At 77.5% G+C, this 568-nt stretch carries 1 pseudogene; it reads right to left on the bottom strand.

The features are described 5' to 3' along the window. Positions 1-568: pseudogene (locus CCL05_RS36920) on the bottom strand (glycosyltransferase family 39 protein); the annotation flags it as partial.

The raw sequence follows: 568 nt of genomic DNA, 5'->3' as shown, positions 1-568 counted from the left end.
CCGGGGCCCTCCGTACGTGGAGGCGCAGCACCGCCCCGCCCCGGGCGTGTTCCTCCCGGACCGTGAACTGCTCCGCCAGGACGGCCAGTTTCGTGCGCTCGACCGGGTCGCGCGGAGACCAGCGCGGATCCAGCGCGTACGCCTCGGCGACGATCCAGACGCGGTCCACCGAGGCCAGCCGGTGCCGCAGCTCCGCGGGGGTCGCCTCACGCCCCCACAGCGTCCCGGACCGGGGCGCCGACTCCCGCAGCGCGATGTCCCGGACCTGCCGGAACCCCTTCGGGTAGGCCAGTGCGGCGAGCCTCCCGACCGACGGCACGAACAGCACCGGGTCGCCGGGGCGCATCTGGCGCAGGGCGAGCGCCGAGACGACGGCGAGGTTGTCCGGGCGGTGGGCGGCGGACCGGTCCTGGCGGTGGACGGGGAGCTGCTGGACGAAGACGGCGGTGAGGGCGAGGACGCCGGTGACGCCCAGCAGGGCCCGCACCTGACGGCCGCCGAGCCGCACCCGCCGTCCGTCGCACCGCAGCCGCCCCAACGCTCCGGCCACCTGCCCGGCCCCGGCGGC

It is taken from the genome of Streptomyces africanus, assembly GCF_002150735.1.
GTDB lineage: Bacteria > Actinomycetota > Actinomycetes > Streptomycetales > Streptomycetaceae > Streptomyces > Streptomyces africanus.
This window is presented reverse-complemented; position numbering and strand designations above follow the sequence as displayed.